At 55.8% G+C, this 17,196-nt stretch carries 17 protein-coding genes; 8 read left to right on the top strand and 9 right to left on the bottom strand.

Translation table 11 applies throughout. The annotated features are described in order from the left end of the window. Positions 1 to 406: 406 nt before the first annotated feature. Genes FH039_RS01735 through mntA form a run of 3 tightly spaced genes read right to left on the bottom strand, consistent with a single transcriptional unit; the run spans position 407 to position 2,233 of the window. Positions 407 to 1,402, bottom strand: a complete 996-nt coding sequence (locus FH039_RS01735) for a sugar phosphate nucleotidyltransferase (RefSeq protein WP_139679982.1) — start codon at positions 1,400 to 1,402, stop codon at positions 407 to 409. A 17-nt stretch (positions 1,403 to 1,419) separates the two neighbouring features. Then, complete coding sequence (gene hepT / locus FH039_RS01730) at positions 1,420 to 1,839, bottom strand: type VII toxin-antitoxin system HepT family RNase toxin (protein WP_139679981.1); 420 nt, start codon at positions 1,837 to 1,839, stop codon at positions 1,420 to 1,422. Beyond that, positions 1,829 to 2,233 (bottom strand): type VII toxin-antitoxin system MntA family adenylyltransferase antitoxin, encoded by a 405-nt coding sequence (gene mntA, locus FH039_RS01725; protein WP_139679980.1) that lies wholly within the window; start codon positions 2,231 to 2,233, stop codon positions 1,829 to 1,831. Before mntA ends, hepT begins: the two co-directional genes overlap by 11 nt. A gap of 82 nt (positions 2,234 to 2,315) precedes the next feature. Between mntA and FH039_RS01720 the strand changes: the two genes are divergently transcribed. Beyond that, positions 2,316 to 3,278 (top strand): NAD-dependent epimerase/dehydratase family protein, encoded by a 963-nt coding sequence (locus FH039_RS01720; RefSeq protein ID WP_139681550.1) that lies wholly within the window; start codon positions 2,316 to 2,318, stop codon positions 3,276 to 3,278. On the opposite strand, the gene FH039_RS01715 is transcribed toward FH039_RS01720, so the two are convergent. The 6 genes from FH039_RS01715 to FH039_RS01695 are packed head-to-tail and all read right to left on the bottom strand — an operon-like array spanning position 3,260 to position 8,903. Next, entirely contained in the window at positions 3,260 to 3,853 is a 594-nt protein-coding gene (locus tag FH039_RS01715; RefSeq protein ID WP_139679979.1) for a hypothetical protein, read from the bottom strand. The genes FH039_RS01720 and FH039_RS01715 overlap by 19 nt on opposite strands. Then, positions 3,850 to 4,791, bottom strand: a complete 942-nt coding sequence (locus FH039_RS01710; protein ID WP_240703245.1) for a DUF58 domain-containing protein — start codon at positions 4,789 to 4,791, stop codon at positions 3,850 to 3,852. The genes FH039_RS01715 and FH039_RS01710 overlap by 4 nt, the downstream gene beginning before the upstream one ends. Next, positions 4,788 to 5,129 carry a hypothetical protein gene (locus tag FH039_RS12300; protein ID WP_240703244.1) on the bottom strand — a complete coding sequence of 114 codons (342 nt, stop codon included), beginning with the start codon at positions 5,127 to 5,129 and terminating at the stop codon, positions 4,788 to 4,790. Before FH039_RS12300 ends, FH039_RS01710 begins: the two co-directional genes overlap by 4 nt. Further along, positions 5,126 to 6,055, bottom strand: a complete 930-nt coding sequence (locus FH039_RS01705; protein ID WP_139679978.1) for an AAA family ATPase — start codon at positions 6,053 to 6,055, stop codon at positions 5,126 to 5,128. Before FH039_RS01705 ends, FH039_RS12300 begins: the two co-directional genes overlap by 4 nt. Further along, positions 6,052 to 7,074, bottom strand: coding sequence for a DUF4350 domain-containing protein (locus FH039_RS01700; RefSeq protein WP_139679977.1), 1,023 nt, complete (start codon positions 7,072 to 7,074; stop codon positions 6,052 to 6,054). Before FH039_RS01700 ends, FH039_RS01705 begins: the two co-directional genes overlap by 4 nt. After that, positions 7,071 to 8,903 (bottom strand): hypothetical protein, encoded by a 1,833-nt coding sequence (locus FH039_RS01695; protein WP_139679976.1) that lies wholly within the window; start codon positions 8,901 to 8,903, stop codon positions 7,071 to 7,073. The genes FH039_RS01700 and FH039_RS01695 overlap by 4 nt, the downstream gene beginning before the upstream one ends. A gap of 66 nt (positions 8,904 to 8,969) precedes the next feature. Between FH039_RS01695 and FH039_RS01690 the strand changes: the two genes are divergently transcribed. The 7 genes from FH039_RS01690 (at position 8,970) to FH039_RS01660 (ending at position 17,039) form a co-directional block, all read left to right on the top strand. After that, a complete protein-coding gene (locus tag FH039_RS01690; RefSeq protein WP_139679975.1) occupies positions 8,970 to 9,728 on the top strand; it encodes a hypothetical protein in 759 nt (252 codons plus the stop codon). Beyond that, positions 9,719 to 9,961 carry a hypothetical protein gene (locus tag FH039_RS01685; RefSeq protein ID WP_139679974.1) on the top strand — a complete coding sequence of 81 codons (243 nt, stop codon included), beginning with the start codon at positions 9,719 to 9,721 and terminating at the stop codon, positions 9,959 to 9,961. The genes FH039_RS01690 and FH039_RS01685 overlap by 10 nt, the downstream gene beginning before the upstream one ends. A 38-nt stretch (positions 9,962 to 9,999) precedes the next feature. Beyond that, positions 10,000 to 10,986, top strand: a complete 987-nt coding sequence (locus tag FH039_RS01680) for a DUF1616 domain-containing protein (RefSeq protein ID WP_139679973.1) — start codon at positions 10,000 to 10,002, stop codon at positions 10,984 to 10,986. Positions 10,987 to 11,080: 94 nt separating this feature from the next. Continuing rightward, positions 11,081 to 11,671: a methyltransferase gene (locus FH039_RS01675; protein WP_139679972.1), complete on the top strand. Its 591-nt coding sequence runs from the start codon at positions 11,081 to 11,083 to the stop codon at positions 11,669 to 11,671. Positions 11,672 to 11,701: 30 nt separating this feature from the next. Further along, a complete protein-coding gene (locus tag FH039_RS01670; RefSeq protein WP_139679971.1) occupies positions 11,702 to 12,529 on the top strand; it encodes an HAD-IIA family hydrolase in 828 nt (275 codons plus the stop codon). Continuing rightward, positions 12,526 to 12,960 carry a ferritin family protein gene (locus tag FH039_RS01665; RefSeq protein WP_139679970.1) on the top strand — a complete coding sequence of 145 codons (435 nt, stop codon included), beginning with the start codon at positions 12,526 to 12,528 and terminating at the stop codon, positions 12,958 to 12,960. The genes FH039_RS01670 and FH039_RS01665 overlap by 4 nt, the downstream gene beginning before the upstream one ends. 440 nt (positions 12,961 to 13,400) lie before the next feature. Then, on the top strand, positions 13,401 to 17,039 hold the full coding sequence (locus FH039_RS01660; RefSeq protein ID WP_139679969.1) for a CARDB domain-containing protein: 3,639 nt from the start codon (positions 13,401 to 13,403) through the stop codon (positions 17,037 to 17,039). The last annotated feature ends 157 nt before the right edge of the window (positions 17,040 to 17,196 follow it).

Raw genomic sequence — 17,196 nt, 5'->3', positions numbered from 1 at the left:
AAAAGCGTTGCGCAACCACCGGATGAGTTACCCACCTCCGTTGAGCGTGGGGAAAGGGTCCAGCGGGGACAGAATTATTTCGAATTATTTCAAAAAAATTTTGTTTTAATTAAAAGCAAAGATTTATATAGTTAAAGACCCTACATGTATTTGAGGAGTGTCCCGCGGGGAGACTGAAGCGAAAGCTTCACCCGGCTGCGGACCGGAACTGAAACGCGATCCATGATTCGTGAGGGGTCGTGGATTGCATTTAATGGCGAAGGCCCGTAAAGAGTGGAACTTAACTCCAGCCTTTCCGACGGGGCACTCCTCACTCCTTCTAACGTCGTCTGAAAACATCACGTCTGAAAGATGATGTATTCCTTTCCCAAAAAAGCATTAGACCCCACCCGAAACGGGTAGGGTCTCACTCACCCCTCTGTATCTTCGCGTGCCCGCCGACGAGGCTCTTCCTGAGCTCGAGGTTCCTTATCTCGCACTTCTCGTCGATGATGGAGCGCCATATCGTCGAGTTCCTGATGACCGTGTTCCTGAAGACTATCGAGTCGCTTATGTCCGAGTTCTCGATGACGCAGCCCTCGCCTATGTAGGCGTAGGGGCCGATTATGGAGCGGCCGAGTATTTTGGCGCCCCTCTTTATGACGACCGGAGGGATTATTTTCGCGTAGGGGCTTATCTGAATCTCCTCGACGTGACTCTCCTTCAGGAGGGTCTTGAGGGCCTCAAGGTAGCTGTCGGCGGAGCCTATGTCGTACCAGTACTCGGAGAAGCGGTAGGCCTTTACCGGCTCACCTTTGGAGAGGAGCCACTGGAGGAAGTAGCCAGGGGAATCGCGGTTGCCGTTGGAGAGGTACTCATCGATGCGCTCCATGACGGCCTTTGGAAAGACGTAGACGCCGGTGCTTATGAGAGTCGAGCGCGGCTGGGCCGGTTTCTCCTCGAAGGAAATCACCCTGTCGCCCTCAAGGACTACCACGCCGTAGCGCTTCGCCAGGTTGAGGTCGCCGACGTCGTAGACCGCTATCAGCGTCCTGCCGTCGTAGGCCCTGAGAAAGTCAGCCAGGGAGAAGGAGAAGAGGTTGTCGCCGGCGATGACGAGGTAGTCGTCAAGGCCCAGCTCATCGACGGCCTTCTTCATGGCCCCTATCGTGCCGAGCTTCTCCTCCTCGTGAAGGGTGTCCTCGACGATGAGCTCAACCCCCCGCCCCTCCGCGTAGGGGCGGAAGTGAGCCTCGAAGAAGCGGTTCGTGGAGATGTAGGTCTCGAGTCCAAGCTCCATGGCGTTCTCAAGGATGTAGTCGAGGATTACCCTGTTCCCGACAGGAAGCAGGGCCTTCGGGTTGTCCTTGGTTATGGGCCACAGCCTCGTCGCGTAGCCGCCGGCCATTATGAGGATCTTCATTTCACACCCCCCGTTGATCATTTGATTATTTCCACAATCCGCGTGAGGAACTCCTCAATGTCCCCGAGGTTCTCGTTTATTATCGAATGGATAACCTCGTCATCAACTTCCCAATATATATGCACCAGTCGATTTCTAAAGCGGGACATCAGAATGAGCCGTCTGGTCAGCTCCCCGTCGAGGATTCCGTTCTCCTGAAGAACCCTGAAAGAGTCAGCATAATCCCTTGGAAGCCTCATGCGGTTTTTTGAAATCAAATGGTACGCTATATCAATGCACGCCTCGATCGCAACCAGGAGGTTGTACTTGGCACTCGAAACGTAATGCCTGCTGCCAAGGAACTCTTCCCGGGGGAGTTTCGCAAGCTCATAAAGGGCATCCAGTGCGTTCCTGGCTTCCACCATGAGCCGGGTTACCTTTTCGGTATCATATTCCAAGGGCCTCCCTCCGGTACAGTTCGAGGTAGTGGGAATAATCGTGGTATTCCCTCATAGTCCTCTCTTCAAAGTCACACCTGGCCTTTTCGTCCCTGCTGAAGATGAGCTCCCCGCCGATAACATGAAACCTAAACTCCACGGGGGCATCGTTCAGCAGCCTCACATCAACCGGAAATCCGGTTAACCTTGATAGCTCATCTTCAAGCTCCATCTCATAAAATCGGCCCGGTTTTGACCCCACAAAAACCGCAACGTCTATATCCCTAAAAGGACGGTTCTCCAGGAAAGAACCGTGAAGGTACGCGAAGAGAACCTCCTCCCTGGACGCAAGGCACGCCCTTATCCGCTCCTTGAGGGCATCCCGCTCCGGAATCGAGAGACGGTACACTTTCATGTGGTTAACTCCGCTGGAAGGATACAAAAAACTTTCCCCAAAGTTTAATAGCCTGACCACATCAATAGGTTTGGTGGTACGAATGAAGGTCCTGGTAACGGGAGGTGCCGGGTTCATAGGCTCACACCTGGTGGATAAACTCATGGAGCTTGGCTGGGAGGTCAGGGTTCTCGACGACCTCAGTGCGGGCAGTCTGGAAAACATAAGGCGGTGGCTGAACCACGAGCGCTTTGAGTTCATCGAGGGAGACATGAGGGACCCGGGGATCGTTGAGGAGGCCGTTGAGGGCGTCGATGCCGTCTTCCACCTCGCGGCGAACCCCGAGGTTAGAATAGGCTCCCAGAGCCCGGAGCTGCTCTACGAGACAAACGTGCTGATAACCTACAACCTGCTCAACGCGATGAGGGACTCAAAGGCCAAATACCTCATATTCACGAGCTCATCGACGGTCTACGGCGACGCATCTGTGATTCCAACGCCCGAGGACTACGCCCCGCTCGAGCCGATAAGCGTCTACGGCGGGGCAAAGCTGGCCGCCGAAGCTTTAATCAGCGGCTACACCCATACCTTCGGGTTCAAAGCTCTGATATTCCGCCTGGCCAACATCATAGGCGAGCGCTCCAACCACGGGGTCATCTACGACTTCATAAACAAGCTCAGGAAGAACCCGGAGGAGCTTGAGATACTTGGAGATGGAACCCAGAGGAAGAGCTACCTCCACGTGAGCGACACCGTTGATGGAATGCTTAAGATCTTCGAGCACTTCAGGGGGAGCGATAAAACGGTCGATTTCTACAACCTCGGCAACGACGACTGGATAACGGTGAGGGAGATAGCGGAGATAGTCAGCGAGGGGATGGGACTAGAGCCGGAGTTCCGCTTCACCGGCGGCGTCGACGGCGGCCGCGGCTGGAAGGGGGACGTCAAATTCATGCGCCTGAGCATAGAGAAGGCGAAGGAAACCGGCTGGAGGCCAAGGCTCAACAGCTACGGGGCCGTGAAGAGAACGGTGCGGGAGCTCCTCCATCACATCGAATCCCCGTAGAGCCTGAAATCCACCCTTTTTCTCTCCCTCCAGCGCCATAGGAGGGCAAAGATTGAGAACGCCGCCAGCAGCGCGACCTGGGTCTCCGGCGTGTAGAGTTCATTACGCAGCACCCTCAGAGCGGCCAGCGCCAGCAGGGGAAGGGTCACCACAACAAGGAGCGGTATTGAGGGCATCAAATCCTTCATATCGCCGCCCGAGAACAGGAGCAGAGGAACGCCCGCGAGGAAGAGGGGCCAGTAGACCATCCCAAGGAGCACCAGGACGGCAGGAACCGCATTCTCCAGCCTGATCTCGCGGTAGTCCTTCGGAAGACTCGGAAGGGAAGTCCAGGACATCATCTCACGCAGGGCCATGAAGGATGGCAGGATGAGGAAGAAAACCGCCTTAACGGCCGCGTAGGAGAGGACGTCCCCGATGCGCACCTCGTTGAGGGCCAGAACACCGAACAGGAAGTAGACCGCCAGGCCCCAGTCCCGCCGCTTCCACGAGGCCAGGTAGGCCAAGGGCAGCAGGAGAACCGATCTGGCGCCCAGTGCCAGTCCACCGAGGAGGGCAACGAAGAGCCACATCATCTCAGTTCCCTCACGACTTCCCTTGCGTAGTCCCCGGGCCCGAGATCAAGGGTTGGTACCAGGGAGTTGAACTTCCTGATCAGTTCCTCCCTCTCAAGGTACCTTTCGTAGAGGATTTTAAGGGTTTCCTCATCCAGGGGGCCGGGGTGGAAGAGCACCGGGTTTGGCGAGAGGATGGCTATTGTGTGCTTTTTCTTCAGCATTGAGACCAGCCTGTAGAGCCTGGACGTGTCGCTCATGAGGTCGGTAACTAAGAGGAGATGCGCCGACCCCTTGATGCCCAGGAGAGCCTCCGCCAGGCCCGCCCTCCTGCGGGGAAAGATGAGCGAGAGGAAGCGCCTGCCCCGGGGGGAGAGTTCGCCAAGCCTGGCTCTGAAGCCCGGTCTCCCCCGGGCAGGTCTGAACTCCAGAGCGTTCCGAATGCGGTTTACCTGCTCCTTCCCAGCGGAGGGGGGAACGAGTCTGAATCCGTCCTCGGAGTACACCACCAGGCCGACGCGGCGGTTTTTCATCACCAGGAGCGTGGCGAGGTAGAGGACCAGGCTGGTGGCGTAATCTATCCTGGCCCTCTTCACGCGCCGCCGCATGCCTCTGGTGGCGTCGAGAACTATGTACACCGGGCTTTCCGTTTCGCGGAGGAACTCCCTAACTATCAGCTCGCCCAGCCTGGCGCTGGCCTTCCAGTCTATCTTCCTGAGGTCGTCGCCGGGATAGTACTCCCTGAGGCCGTGAACCTCCATGCTGTCGATACCGGAGGTGATACCCTTCTTCATCCTCCGGGCGATCCTGATGTTGGCCTCCTCCCTCGCGGCCTCTCGGATCGAATCGACCGACGGATATACCCTCAGCTCCCCCTTCCCCAGCCCGATTTCCTCGAAGTACATGCCGCTCGGATCGTAGAGGCGAAGGACAGTCGAGACGCGGTAGATGCCCTTCATGGAGGCCCGGGCGGGATAATCCACAACCCTGGACTCCCCCCGACCGAGGAAAAGCCGGACCGGACGGGATTCGACTTCCGGGGGGTCTCAGTAAAGACCTCCACCCCCACCGGGCCCCCGGTGTTCTTGAGCCGGATTCTGATCCTGAACTCCTCCCCCTCCTCCACCTCGCCGGGAACCTCAACGGAGGCCTCCAGGGAGGGGGAAAACGATGAGTCGTGGTGGAGAATGTACGCAACTAACCCCATCCCAAACATCGCGCTGAAGACGTTGGAAGTGAGGTAGGCATGAACGAAGCCCAGTCCCGCGAGCGTCCACAGCACGTCCTCCCGCTTCATACAGGCACCTCAACGGAGTCAAGTATCTCCCTGACGACGGTCTCCGGCTTGAGGCCCTCCAGCTCGTACTCGGCCCTCACTATGAGCCTGTGGGCCAGGACGTTAACGGCAACGGCCTTTATATCGTCGGGTATGACGTACGTTCTGCCCTGGAGGAATGCCCTGGCCTTTGACGCGTAGAGGAGATGCTCACCAGCCCTGGGGGAGGCACCGATGAGCAGCCTGTCGTCGCTCCTCGTCCGCGAGATTATTTCGTACAGGTACTCAAGAACCGGCTCGCTCGTGCCGACCTTCCTGACCTCAAATATGAGGGCCTGAACCTGCTTGGCCGTGAAGACCTGTCTGACCTCAACGAACTTGCCCCTGTCCTTTCTCAGGAGCATCTCAAGCTCCTCCCCCCTGTCGGGATAGCCCACCTTAACCCTGATCATGAATCTATCGAGCTGGGCTTCCGGAAGCGTATAGACGCCCTCGAACTCCAGGGGGTTTTTCGTGGCTATAACCAGGAACGGACGCGGGAGCTTAAGGGTGCGGCCCTCTATGGTCACCTGCCCCTCCTGCATGGCCTCGAGCAGCGCGGACTGGGTCTTGGGCTGGGCGCGGTTGATCTCGTCCGCCAGCACGACGTTGCCGAAGATTGGGCCCTTCTTTATCTTGAACTCGCCCGTCTTCTGATTGTAGTAGACGGTTCCGATTATATCCGCGGGAAGCAGATCCGGGGTAAGCTGAATCCTGGAGAACTTCAGTCCAATGGCCTGGGCAAAGCTCTTGGCTATTGTGGTCTTGGCCACCCCGGGGATTCCCTCAAGTATAACGTGGCCCTCCGCCAGTAGGGCTATCGCGAGCATCTCTATAACGTCATCCTTGCCGACAACGGCGTTGTGCATCTCATCTTTGAGCTTCTCGAGGAAGTCGGTACCCTTCATTTTCCACCACCCAGTTTTCTACCCGTCTCAATCTCGCGGACCATCTTTAAGAGTATATCCTCACGGTACCCCCTCTCGGAGAGGCGCCGAACCACCGCCTCTACGGGCTCACCGGCCTCAGACGGAAGGAGGCGGGAAACCAGGGCCAGAGTTTTCTCAACCACGAGCCAGGCAAGCCCGCTCTCCACAAAGAGGGCAATGAGCGCAACGAACAGGAAGACGTAGAAAATCGTCTCACTGTCCGCGCTCCTCCTCACAGTAATGTACCCCCTCTGATACAGGTTGAAGTTGGAGTGGTGGGCCTCGTCGATGTAGACCGGCCCCGAAAAGGCGTAGTCGGCGAAGTTCCGTATAAAGTTCTCATTCAGCCCGTACATATCGTTTATGAAAACGCTCGGGTCAGAGAAAAGAATAACCCTACCTTCCCCATAACCAACCTCCGCCATAACGGGATACTGGGAGAAGTCGCTCCCCACCACCGCCACCTTGCTCGTGTAAATCTCACCCCCAACGCCCTGGAGAACGGACGGCACGTTCAGGATAACACCGCTGACGTTCTGGGCCAGGGCAGGGTCGAGTATCCTCACCAGAACCGGAAAGTTCTCGTTTTTGTAGTAGAACACGTCCCGGTAGGGCTTGCCCGAAAAGCGAGCGCTCAGGCCCAGGCCGACGAGTATCTCGTTCCCGGTCCCGAAGTCGTCCATCAGCACGAGCGTACCGCCGTTCTTCAGGAACTCCCGTATCTCGTCTATCTCCGCAGAGCTGTATCCCATATCCGGACCGATGATCAGGAGTGTTCCCCTTTTGCCGGACAGCCCGAAGGAATCAAAGGGCGAGAACACCGGTACTATCTTCCCATCCGCGGTGCCGTAGAGGAGCTTTCCAAACCTGGAACAACCGTCCCAGCCGGTGTTGAGCACGCTGAACGGGGTATTGCTGGTGAACACGGGGATCGAGAGGGGAGCGATGACGAGGAACAGGCCGACCACCAGCAGTACCGCGTAAACTACTCGCCTCACAGCTCATCCCCCACAAAGAGCTTAAGGAGAACGTTGGCGGTGGAGCGGATGAAGTCCACTATCTCCTCGGCGGTGAGCCTCCTCCCCGCGTAGGTGTAGCGCTCATGGTAGTCGGTGGCCGACTCAAGGTGCCCCTCGAAGGGTTCTCCCCGGACGAACGTCAGAAGCTCCCTTGGTGTGGTACTCCTCCGCAGGTTGTAGCGGGACAACAAACGGAGGTACACGTGCCGGTAGTACTCGTTAAGTCTCTTGCCGCGCTTTTTGCCTTCCTCCTCCGCACGGAGAAGGGCCACCAGCTCCTCGTCGGTGATGCCCTCCCCACCGATCTTTCCACCCGAGAGCCTGCGGTAGATGAGCAGTGCCCCAACCGTCGCAACAACCACAAGAACAAACCGCAGGTAGGGCGGTCCCGGAACGGCCTCAACCGAGAGAACGTTGGAGCGGGAGGGAGCGTAGAGCGAGTCCCCCGAAAAAACCGCGGCTATGGTGTGGGTTCCCTCGTCACTGAGAACCACGGAGACGTTGAACGGGGCCGAGGCGTTCACGACCGCATAGGTCGAGTTGTCGACGAGTACACGGATGAGAACCGGATGAACGGGGGTGAGGTTAACCGTAACTGTAAAGTTCCGCCCGACCCTGACCCTCTCGGGCCCCACCAGGTTTATCCTGAGCGGATACCGGGTGAAGAAGATGGAAACATTAGCCCTGCTCGGAGCATAGAGTTCGGAACCCGGGTACGTCAGGACAACGTGTAGGGTACCCTCCACACCGCTGGTGACGTTGAAGCGGAGATAGCCAAGCCGGTCGGTCCGCAGGGTCGTTGTGCCGCCGGGAATTCTAACAAAGACCTTCTCCCCGGGGATCGGCCTGCCGAGGTAATCCTGAAGAACCGCCGTCACCTGGAAGGGCCTTCCTATGTAGGCGCTCCCGTTGCCGGCCACTATCCTAGTTGGAATGCGTGTTACGTTTATCTCGACGGTGTTGGAGCGGACGGGGCTCCCGTTGAGGTAGCCCGTGGCAAAGACCATGTAAAGGCCCAGTTCTCTCAGGGTGTAGGCCCTGCTGAAGGAACCGTCCCTGACGAGGACGCCGGCTATGTCCTCGGAACCGCTTGGGGAAACCATGTGGAGGGTGACCGAGCCCATTCCCCTTGCCAATCCGTAGACGGTGACGTTGGAGCCAACGGGAGGGGTGTCGTCCGAAACGTAGAGAACGAGCGGGCTCTCCGGGGGCTGGTACCTTCTGAGAAGGGCTTCATAGCGTTCGAACAGCCGCTCCACTTCGTCTAGGTTCCCCGCCAGTCTCGATGTGTCCAGGGTGACGTTGCCGGAGGACGTTCTGAAGGAGAGTCCGGCTATTTCGTTCAGGGCATCCCTGGCACTTGAAACCCCCTCCATTCCAAGCTCAACACCATGGAGCGCCGGGAGGTAGGCGCTTGAGTTGCCATCGGTTACCATAGGAAAGTACCGAGCGAACTTAAGCTGACCCTCAACAACATCAACCATGGCGATGTAGAGATCAATGAAAGGTGGAAAGTATTCATCGAGCCTCGTGCTCACCCCCCTCTCCCTGTAGAGCAGCATCTCACGGGAGGTCTCGTTGACCGCAAACCCCAGCCTCTCAAGGTATCCCAGCGAAGCGTTGCTCTCATCGAGAACCGCGCCGGTCAGGGACTCAGAAAGGTCGATCAGGACAGAGAGAAAGTCGTAAATCCCGCCATCGCTGGGCTGGGACTCCTCAACGGGCACCTGCCTTTCCAGGGCTAGCCCAAGGGGCGAGGTTAGAAGAAGCAGACCGATTATTAGGGCAGGGATTATTAACCGCCTCATTGTCCCCAATCACCGTCGATTGGTAAACGTTTTAAATTTTTGCCCGGAGATGAAAGAGGTGAGCAGATGGAGCTGGAGCTCAACGAAAAGAACGCCGCAAGCGCCCTCCTCGCGGTGATCGGCGGGGCAACGGCCATCGCCGGTGCGATCGGGGGAGAAGTGGGGCTCATAAACATAGGTCTTGCGGGCCTCTTCCTCGGGGCAGTTGTCTTCACGTTCAAAAGCCCCGGCTACGTCCACAGGGAGAGTCTTGAGGCGGTCATGAAATCCTACAGAAAGCTCCTCCTCAAGATGGTCGAGGATCTCGGCCTGGAGGGAAAGGCCGTCTACATACCCCCTTACGAGAACCTCCCGGAGGGCGGAACCTTCATTCCCCTGCGCGAGGACTTCGAACCCAGCCTTGGAAAGCTGGACAGCGAGACGGTTTTCCTCACGAACGTGAGCAACGAACGGGAGATGGGTCTCTCAATAAGGCCCACTGGGCTAGAGCTTGTGAGGGAGTTCGAGGACTTCTTCGAGGGTTCCCTTGAGGGGACGGGAGCCGAGGTCGTGGAGAGTGTCGCTGGCTCGGTCCTGAGGGCGCTTAACCTCGCCAAAACCGTCTACATCGAGGAAAAGGAAGAGGGATTCAGGGTCGTGGTAAGGCCAGCGTTCCAGTGCAGTCCAGAGGGCTGCGACCAAGTGGCCTGTCCAGTCTGCTCCTCGATAATGCTCTCACTGGCCAAAGCAACGGGCAGGCTCGTGGTCACCGAGAGCATCGAACGGAAGGAGTATGGAGTCGAAGTCCAGGCAAGAACGCTCGGGGGAGTCGAAGAATGGATGTAGAGGACGGGGTAGTGCTGTTCATCTCCCTGTGGATCCTGATCAGCGCCCTCGCGGTCAAATCCGTGGACGTGTTCATAACGCTCACCCTTATAGGCCTTCTCGTGACGCTCGAGGTGGGCGGCCTCTTCCTCAGCAGGGAGAAGAAAGGGGAGATAAAGCCCATCGTGGAGCTGCTGATCTTCCTGTTCGCCCTCATAGTGCTGAAGAAAGTCTACGAGGTGCTCTCGGGCTAACACGATGGTTGAAACCATAAAAGCAGCGGGTGGATGAAATGGAGTGGAGAAAACACTGGGACACGCTCACAATAATCATCCTCTCACTGTTCCTGGACTTCCTCATCGTGTTCTTTCCGGACAGTATCGTTAGAAAAGCCCTCGGCCTGGCGTTCGTTCTGTTCTTCCCGGGCTACGTCTTCATAACCGCACTATTCCCCGAAAAGAAGGAGTTAGACAACCTCGAAAGGCTCGCCCTCAGCTTCGGCCTTAGCATAGCCATCGTCCCGCTCATAGGATTAGCATTAAACTACACACCCTGGGGCATAAGGCTCACCCCCATCCTCGTCAGCCTAACCGTCTTCAACACCGCCTTCGCCCTCGCCGCAATCTACCGCAGGGAGACCGCGATCGAACCCTGGATACCCCGGATAACCATTGAAAAGATAAAGGAAGAACTCGAATGGGACGAGTCAAGCAAACTCGACAAGGCCCTCACCGTCATCCTGATAATCGCCATAATAACCTCCATCGGGACCCTCGCCTACGTGGTTACGCACCCAAAGCCCGGCGAAGCGTTCACCGAGTTCTACATCCTCGGACCGGAGGGGATAGCTGACAACTACCCCACAGACCTGTTCGTCGGGGAGAACGGGACGGTAATCATCGGCATAGTGAACCACGAGCACAGGAACGTGACCTACTACGTCCAGATCTGGCTGGTCAACCTGACCTGGGACAACACGACCAACACCACCCTAATCCACGAGATGTACCCCATGCCAGGCTGGTTCAACGTGACACTGCCGAACGTCCCCGTGAACATAGAGGGCAACTGGACGCCGCAGTTCGAGACCAACTACACCTTCAGCATCGATAAACCCGGCCAGTGGCAGGTCTGGTTCCTCCTCTTCAAAGATAAACCTCCAGAGCTTCCCCCCGCGCCGCCCGACGGAAACTACGCAGAAACGGATGCAAAGAACCTTATCCTGGAGGCAATAAACGGCACAGTGCAGAGCTTAAAACTGAACGTCCGCGTCAGCTGACGACCTCTAATAATCTCGATTTTTCTTTTGTTGATAGAAAGTCTTATAAGCAATTCCATCGAAAATCCAGCGATAACCATTATTGGTGGTCAGTATGAAACCAAAGGCCATCGTTATTTTGGGGATCCTGGCCGTCCTCATAGCCACAACCGCGGGGAAGGCACTCTTTACTGACGCGGTAACGTCCAGGGGAACCATAGAGACGGGCGAATTCTCGATAGGGATAAGCAAAGACGGGTCGAGGTTCTACAGGGACGTGAAGGCATTTGAGTTCTCCGACATGAAGCCGGGAGACGAAGAAACCGTGATTCTCACCGTGAAGAACAGGGGAGACGTGCCGGTATCGAAGGTGTCCCTGACGTTCCACGTTCAAGACTACGAGGTGGGCGAGCTTTCTCCCGCCGAGAGGTCCATCGATGATACCCCCGACGAAGGGGAGCTGAGCAGAAATATCATCGTGGTGGAGATGACCGTTGAAGGGCCAAACGGCGAGCAAACTGTGAGGGAAGCCGCGGGGGTAAGCTTAGCCAGGCTGAGCGGGAAGAGTATCCCAATCTTCAGGGGTTCCTTAACCCCGGGACAAACCATGAGGATAAGGATACGCTTCGCCCTGCCCAAGACCGTTGGGAACGAATGCCAGACGGACGGGGTAAAGGTGAACCTGACGGTAAGCGCGGAGCAGTGAGCTTTTAAACCCCAACTCCATTCTTTTTTCATGCGGAGAAAAATCGGCCTGATCTTCGACATGGACGGCGTTCTCTACAGGGGAAACAAACCGGTTGACGGTGCAAGGGAGCTGATAGAATTCCTGAAGGAGGCGGGCATTCCGTTCATCTTCCTCACCAACAACTCCACAAGGGACCCCTCCATGTACAGGGAAAAGCTCATCTCGATGAGCATAGACGTCCCCGAGGAGGCGATAGTAACCTCCGGCCTGGCAACGAGGCTCTACATGGAAAAGCACCTCAAACCTGGGAAAATCTTCGTCATCGGCGGGGAAGGGCTGCTCAGGGAAATGGAGCGCCTCGGATGGGGGATCGTTGGCGTCGATGAAGCCAGAAACGGAGGATGGAGAGAGGTCAAACACGTCGTCGTCGGCCTCGATCCGAATTTAACATACGAGAAGCTAAAGTACGCCACGCTGGCGGTAAGGAACGGCGCCGGGTTCATAGGCACCAACCCCGACACAACGTACCCCGCGGAGGACGGTATTCACCCCGGGGCCGGGGCGATAATAGCCGCGTTGAGGGCCTCAACCGACGTCGAGCCCCTGATAATAGGCAAGCCAAACGAACCTGCCTTCGAGGTGGCCAGGGAGAGGCTGATGGGGTTCGGGGACGTTGGTGAAATATGGATGGTCGGCGACAGGCTCGACACCGACATCGTCTTCGCCAAACGCTTCGGCATGAAGGCGGTGATGGTTCTGACGGGCGTAAACACGCTAAAGGACATTGAAGAAACTGGGATAAAACCAGACCTCGTCCTCCCCAGCGTTAAGGAACTCCTCGACTACCTGAAGACCTTCGTGGGGGCATCGGAATGAGACTCGGGGAACTCCTTGAAAGGCTCATATGGCAGGAGAACGAGCTCTACAACCTTCACAAGCTCGGCGAGACCTTCGCCACCTTCGGGAGGCCCGATCTGGTAGAGACGTTTCAGCTGATGGCTGAGGAGGAGCTGAGGCACAGGAGAACCCTCGAGGCAATGCTCGCCGAGGGCAGTTTGGAGGGAACCGCGGTCATAGACTACCTCGATTCCCTGTCCCTCGAGCCGATGCTGGGTGATGGGAGGGCAAAACCCGAGAGCCTCGAGGAGCTGATTCTGGAGGCCCTCGTGAGGGAGAAGCACGCCTACGAGATCTACACAAGGCTGGCAGAGATCCTGGACGGTTCCTTAAGCCATATATTCAAAATGATGGCCGGGGAGGAGCTAAAACACGCCTACCGGCTTAAACTGATCTACGAAGGATTATGACCCCTGACGAAATGCCCTAATACATTCTCTCCCGAAAACCCCGCAGTTCACGGCGGAATGCGCTGACCTCTTCCCCGTCCTGAAGGGCGAGGTTTGAACAAAAGAAAAATATCAACGAAAACCCTTTTAAGCCCCGACATCGTAATAAGGTCCTGAAGAGGCCACCGTGAAACAATCCGATGTGATCAAGGGTTTCACGTTACCTCCGGCAGGAGGACTAACGCCGTTAGGCGTCTTTCAAAAGACTGCCTATCATGGCGGTCGGAAATTCTAAAGGTGGCCTTTAGGCAAGACCCCCAATCCGGGTTCGCCGGTGGGGGTAATGGGCCCGAGACCGGGCCTGCGGGCTGAACCCAAACCGAACCGTCTTTGGAGAGGGGTTAACCCTTCCGGGCGGGGAGGAGGTCAGGAATCGTGAGTAAACCTCCGGAGGGGATACCATGATAAGACGCAGAGCGGTACTGGCCTCCATAATCCTGGCCGTTCTGCTGGGGAGTGCCATCCCGGCGAGCGCCAGTATCGGTTTTGGATTTGAGAGCGAGCAGGGAATACAGGTTTTCGGAGGAAGCTTCAGGGACGTGTACGCACTCGGCGACAACGTCACGGTATTCGCGGTGCTGTGGAGAATAAATAAGGGGCCCATCCAGGGTGCCGAGGTAACGATAAAGGTGTACTATGAGGACACCTGGGAGGAACCCGTCAAGGAGTTCACCCTGGAAACCGATGCGAACGGCTTCGCAAAGGCAACGTTCAAGCCCGAGGAAACCGGGCGATATATAGTCCAAGCATGCTACGGCAACGTTTGCTCTGACAGATGGAACGGGGACTTCAAGGTTGTGAAGGTGGAGGACTACTACTTCACACCAAAGAACATTATAACCACGCCGAACTCCACAGTAACGTTGAAGTGGACCCTCATAGAGCCCTTCACAAGGATTCCGTACTCCAAGCCGGTTAACCTGACGATATCCGGGTTGGATGTGGAGGAGAAGCTCACGCCAAAGAACGGCACGGTAACCTATACCCTCAACCTGAGCGAGCTGTCACCAACATCCACATGGCTCCGGGTGTACCTTGACGGAAGGGAAGCCGCAAACATTAGAGTGGTCAAAGAGGAAAAAGCCGCCCACATAACGGGAACAAGTGAAGTAAAGGAAGGAGACAACGCAACGGTGGTTCTCTTCCTCTACAACCCCTTCACCCTCCAGCCGCTGTCGGGGAAGGTCAACATCACATTTGAATACACACTCAAAAACTGGAGCAGGGTTTCAGAAACCAGGGAAATCAACGTCAGGGACGGCTATGCAGTGGTGAACCTCAACACGAACGGTACAAGGTACATAGACATCTACACAAGAGGAGTTGAACTCCCTGGAGGATTCCACGTATGGGTAAATCCAAAACCAGAACTAGAAGGCAAGATTCCAGAGGTCAGGTTCGAGATAGAGCCCGAAAAACAGATAGCCTATCCTGGACAGTCAATAACGCTCGTGATACGTGGATACAACACGACGGACAACTCGCCGCCAAAGGGCAATTACACCATGCGTATAGAATGGTGGGCATGGGACGGCCGTGGATGGGGAAGGATTCACTTGAGCTCCAACGAGACCAAGGTTTACTTCGGGGACCGGAACGAGGTTATGAGGAGGATAAAGGTCCCGGAGAACGCTTACTGGGGAGAGATAACCCTCGGGAATGCAAGGTCAAGGGTGTATATACCTAAACCAACCCTATGGGCCTGGGGATACAGCATACCCGCAGAGTACAACGAAACCACACACACGTTTCAGGTAGAGAACAATACGATTATCGGCGGCGCCCTCACCAACAGAACGAAAGACTGGTGGAAAGAGTGGGCGGAGTACTACAAGCCACTGACCAACGAAACGGTCCATATCTTCTACTGGAACGGAACCACAATTGTAAGAACCAACGAATGGGGGTACTTTAGAAAGGAGGTTCCAGCAAACATTGACAAGGATCTCCCAATTGCATTTTCCATAGATGGGGACACACAAAAACAGTATGTTCTAACTATTCACAAATCCGGGGCGTGGGACACAGCAGGAATAACAATCCACAGGGACACTGTAGCTGCCAGACTGGCAGAAAACGAACTGTGGATAAGCAAAATCCGTGGAAGCGCACCCGCTGTAGTAGAAGTTATGAAAGCGGGCACTAACTACTGGGATTGGGACTACCATGATCGGGAGCACACAGGGATTATCCTAAGTAAGTACCTAACTTCCTCAGACAACCTGACGGTTACCCTCAAGCCGGGAATCTACGAGATAAGAGTGCTACCCAACGAATGGCTAAGCCTAAAAGAAGGCCGTGCCGGCAAGGGTGGAGGACTATTCACACACAGGATATTGACGGTATTCCCGGAGAACACCTCCTTCCTTGAGAAGGACTGGTACACCACGGACAGAACGGGGTTCATAGAGATACCGGTCAAACTGCCATCCAAAGGCGTGTTCTTCGTCAGATACTGGAATGATGGATACAGATTCTACTTCAACGAGACCGACGAGAACGGGAACGGCGTCGTCAAGATATACGTCCCGACGGGGCAGGAATGGTTCAGGTACGACATAACCTACGGGTTCGTCACGGAGAAGTACGCTTTCGTGGGTCTTGGAAAGGATATAGAGATACGCGTAACAGAGGACACCCAGCCTCCGGCGATTGACCTTAGGGTTTTGCCTGAGGTTCAGGACGTTGGGAAGAACGTCACCATAAGCCTGGACGTGAGGGACACGAGCGGAGTGGACACAGTTAAGGTGGAAGTGACCAACATAACGGACACCATACTGAACAAAACGATAACCGCCGGCGGCGACTCGGAGGTTACCCACGAGTTCAACTTCACCATAAGGGCGCTCGAGGATTACATGGTGAAAGTCTGGGCCAACGACACCAGGGGCAACTCAATATACAGGATAACCAACTTCTTCGGAAGAGTCAGGGAGGAGAAGAGAATGGAGCTTGAGAACAATGAAACCCACGAGATAAACGTCGCCAACACGACTGAAATAGCCATAAACGCGAACGATAACAAGTCGGTCACAGTTAACGTTACGGTCTCGTCAGAGATAGAGAACGACACCGCAAAGTTCAAGATGGAGGGGGAGGGCTACGAGGACCTCAAGTACGTCAAGGTCGAGACGAACGAGACGATTAACTACAACTGGGTCATTCTGAACCTCACGTACGACGAGAGCGTCCTGAAGAGGCTCGGCATTCCGGAGTCGGCAGTAACGCTGTTCTACTGGAACGGAAGCGAGTGGATAGACCTTAGCGAAAGCGTTGGAAAAACGATACCTGACAACTCCCCGTACGGTAACATAACTGTCTTTGGTTTTGGAAGAGACGAAGAGGGCAACTACGTCTGGGCCAACGTCAGTCACCTGAGCGAGTACACGCTGGCCGTGAAACTGCCCGACCTGACTGTGGTGAGCATTTCACCCGCGACAGCGTACGCGGGAGAGGATACTACGGTTAAAGTAACCATCAAGAACCTTGGCGGCCCAACGGAGAAGCCGTTCAAACTTGCCCTCTACGTTGATGAGACGATTCAGGACATAAAGCAGGTGGATGGCATTGGAAGTGGGGAGACCAGGACGGTAGAGTTCTCGTGGAAGCCGCCGACGAACAAGACTTACGTTTTAAGGGCGGTAGTTGACTACGGCGACCAGGTTACCGAGAGTAACGAAACGAACAATGAAGCGTCCTCACTGGTGACCGTGGTGAACAGGGAGCAGGCCTCACCCAAGCACAGATCGGGCGGTGGTATAGCCACATTGAACTTCATTTACTACCGGTACTACTCCCTCACCAACGCAACCTTTGAGAAGCTCCTGGCCCAAGCCAACGAGAGTGGAGTTGATAACGAAACCATAAAGAAAGCACTTGAGTACAGAGAACTCGCGGAGCGGTGGTATTCACAGGCGGAGGCTTACGGACCGATCATCCTGAATCTTGCGAATCCAAAGGTACTACCGCCCCTCAGGAACGCGTACCTTAACCTCATGAAGGCCGTAAAACTCCTGGAGAACGCCCTCGCAGGAACATAACACCCTTTTATTTTTCATCTCCCCTTTGATATTTGGACAAATTATCCGACGTCTCCCTTTTCTACCGCTTCACACCGGAGGCAAAGTCACAGGGATAAATTCGTCACCGTGGCAACACTGAGCGGGGCAAGGTATATTTACCCCACACATCATAGTG

The organism is Thermococcus indicus, assembly GCF_006274605.1.
Lineage (GTDB): Archaea > Methanobacteriota_B > Thermococci > Thermococcales > Thermococcaceae > Thermococcus > Thermococcus indicus.
The sequence above is the reverse complement of the archived record's forward strand: the minus strand, read 5'-3'. Positions and strand labels throughout refer to the sequence as shown.

Excerpts from the sequence above, each read along its gene's own strand:
- FH039_RS01735 (WP_139679982.1), bottom strand. The coding sequence starts at position 1,402 with ATGAAGATCCTCATAATGGCCGGCGGCTACGCGACGAGGCTGTGGCCC.
- mntA (WP_139679980.1), bottom strand. The coding sequence starts at position 2,233 with ATGAAAGTGTACCGTCTCTCGATTCCGGAGCGGGATGCCCTCAAGGAG.
- FH039_RS01720 (WP_139681550.1), top strand. The coding sequence starts at position 2,316 with ATGAAGGTCCTGGTAACGGGAGGTGCCGGGTTCATAGGCTCACACCTG.
- FH039_RS01715 (WP_139679979.1), bottom strand. The coding sequence starts at position 3,853 with ATGATGTGGCTCTTCGTTGCCCTCCTCGGTGGACTGGCACTGGGCGCC.
- FH039_RS01710 (WP_240703245.1), bottom strand. The coding sequence starts at position 4,791 with ATGAAGGGCATCTACCGCGTCTCGACTGTCCTTCGCCTCTACGATCCG.
- FH039_RS12300 (WP_240703244.1), bottom strand. The coding sequence starts at position 5,129 with ATGAAGCGGGAGGACGTGCTGTGGACGCTCGCGGGACTGGGCTTCGTT.
- FH039_RS01705 (WP_139679978.1), bottom strand. The coding sequence starts at position 6,055 with ATGAAGGGTACCGACTTCCTCGAGAAGCTCAAAGATGAGATGCACAAC.
- FH039_RS01695 (WP_139679976.1), bottom strand. The coding sequence starts at position 8,903 with ATGAGGCGGTTAATAATCCCTGCCCTAATAATCGGTCTGCTTCTTCTA.
- FH039_RS01690 (WP_139679975.1), top strand. The coding sequence starts at position 8,970 with ATGGAGCTGGAGCTCAACGAAAAGAACGCCGCAAGCGCCCTCCTCGCG.
- FH039_RS01685 (WP_139679974.1), top strand. The coding sequence starts at position 9,719 with ATGGATGTAGAGGACGGGGTAGTGCTGTTCATCTCCCTGTGGATCCTG.
- FH039_RS01680 (WP_139679973.1), top strand. The coding sequence starts at position 10,000 with ATGGAGTGGAGAAAACACTGGGACACGCTCACAATAATCATCCTCTCA.
- FH039_RS01675 (WP_139679972.1), top strand. The coding sequence starts at position 11,081 with ATGAAACCAAAGGCCATCGTTATTTTGGGGATCCTGGCCGTCCTCATA.
- FH039_RS01670 (WP_139679971.1), top strand. The coding sequence starts at position 11,702 with ATGCGGAGAAAAATCGGCCTGATCTTCGACATGGACGGCGTTCTCTAC.
- FH039_RS01665 (WP_139679970.1), top strand. The coding sequence starts at position 12,526 with ATGAGACTCGGGGAACTCCTTGAAAGGCTCATATGGCAGGAGAACGAG.
- FH039_RS01660 (WP_139679969.1), top strand. The coding sequence starts at position 13,401 with ATGATAAGACGCAGAGCGGTACTGGCCTCCATAATCCTGGCCGTTCTG.